The 1,926-nt window shown below is 31.5% G+C and carries 1 protein-coding gene; it reads left to right on the top strand.

Annotated elements, in window-relative coordinates; genetic code table 11:
• Positions 1-61: 61 nt before the first annotated feature.
• Positions 62-1,759: a hypothetical protein gene (locus NRL14_RS20675; RefSeq protein WP_306725507.1), complete on the top strand. Its 1,698-nt coding sequence runs from the start codon at positions 62-64 to the stop codon at positions 1,757-1,759.
• Positions 1,760-1,926: the final 167 nt, after the last annotated feature.

Genomic DNA, 1,926 nt, shown 5'->3' with positions numbered 1-1,926 from the left:
ACATGGGGATGCTCCTTAAAAAAGGAGTATAAGATCATACTTTTAAGTCAAGGTAAAGTTCGTGATCTTGCCCTGGGGTATTACGACTTTTAGTTTATCTGGTCTCATACTTTATTCTATCGACGCTTACCGACATATTAACCGTAAGTCCTTTAAAAAAATCAATGTTAAAAGTGGTGAAATTGAACTCGGAGAGCAAAACGAAAGCTCCATTTTAAATCGTTATCTAGATGAAATTTTATACTTTTTTCAGTGTAATACTTTTGATGTTGTCGTTTTTGAGGACTTAGATCGATTTGGCTCATCTGAAATATTTGTAAAATTAAGAGAGATCAACACATTAATAAATAAGTCGAAAGATATTAATCGACGTGTTGTGTTTTTATATGCGATCAAAGACGAAATGTTTGCTCACAAAGAAAGAGCTAAGTTCTTTGATTTCATTATTCCCGTTATCCCCATAATCAATTGCTCTAACTCCTACGAGAAATTACAAGAAAGACTACCAGGTGCCCAATATTCAGATATGAATATTGGGAGGTTGGACCAAGACTTCCTGAAAGAAGTTTCTATCTATATTGATGATATGCGTTTGCTTAACAATATAGTCAATGAAATGAACTTGTATTATAGCGTCTTGTTTAGTGACCACATTAAGCCCAGCAAATTACTGGCTCTCATTATATATAAGAATGTTTATCCTGAAGATTTTTCTAAATTACATGAAAATAGAGGTCTGGTTTATGAGTGCTGTAATAACAGAAATAAATTAATTGAGTTTCACACAACAACTTTACTAAGCAATATTAAAGCTATTAATGATGAATTACAGTTAATATCCAATCAAATGAAGTTACAGCAATCTATGTCTGTATCAGATTTAAAGAGTATTTACATACACGCAATTTTAGAACAAGCAAATGGAGATCAGTACTCTATTAAAATTAACAATGCATTTGTTGAGCTTTCAAGACTAAAAGAGGAAGAACATTTCAGCTCATTGCAGACTATTGAAAATATAAAGGTTAGATATATACAGAGTAATAGGTGGATTGAACGCTCCTTAAATATATCTTTTAATGATATTGAAAATAACGTTAACTCTAAGTTTAGCTATCTTGATCGAAAAAATCTGATACTTGGTAATGTAACCACTCAACAGGAAAAACTAGAAGAAGAAAAAGCTAACTTAATCAAACAAAAATCTGAAACAGCTAAATTATCGCAATATAAATTATTACAAAAAGGTAGTGATTTCTCATTGTTTTCAAAAGATGAGTATGCTGATGATAGCTCTTATAATTTACTCCGATATTTACTGCGTAATGGACATATAGATGAGTATTACCAAGATCATATATCGCACTTTTATAATGGGCGTTTATCTCATAATGATATGAATTTTATTAAAGCTGTAAGAGACTTCAGATCCTCAAATTTAACTCTCCAACTTACTTATATTGAAGAAATAATTAAGAATAGATTAAGAGAAGATGACTTCAGAGAAAAGTATATTTTCAATATTTCATTACTAGACTATTTGGTAGAACACGAGAAAACTCATCAATATAAACTAAACCTCTTACTTGAAAATATTAGTAATAATATTGAAAGCTTGTGGGACTTTTTACTTGCCTTCATTGATGCTACACGCTCTGTTGAGCGGTTTATACAATTGCTATCCAGCAATGGCCTAATTATGCATCGACCCTTGCTGAATCAAATGAAATTAACGCCTCACAAAAAAACTACCTATTAAAATTAATACTGCTACATGTTGAATCAAAATTCATTTATAAATATATGAATAACGAGGGAACGTTCTCTAACTACTTAGCGGTTAACCCTGACAGGGCAAGAGCATGAAAAAAGTCTATGCGTTCAGTACCTTTTCAAGGTAGGCTGTACTGCGCATAGCTTTTTTCT

Origin of the sequence: Pseudoalteromonas sp. 20-92 (assembly GCF_030847595.1) — a bacterium.
Classification (GTDB): Bacteria; Pseudomonadota; Gammaproteobacteria; order Enterobacterales; family Alteromonadaceae; genus Pseudoalteromonas; species Pseudoalteromonas fuliginea.
The sequence above is the reverse complement of the archived record's forward strand: the minus strand, read 5'-3'. Positions and strand labels throughout refer to the sequence as shown.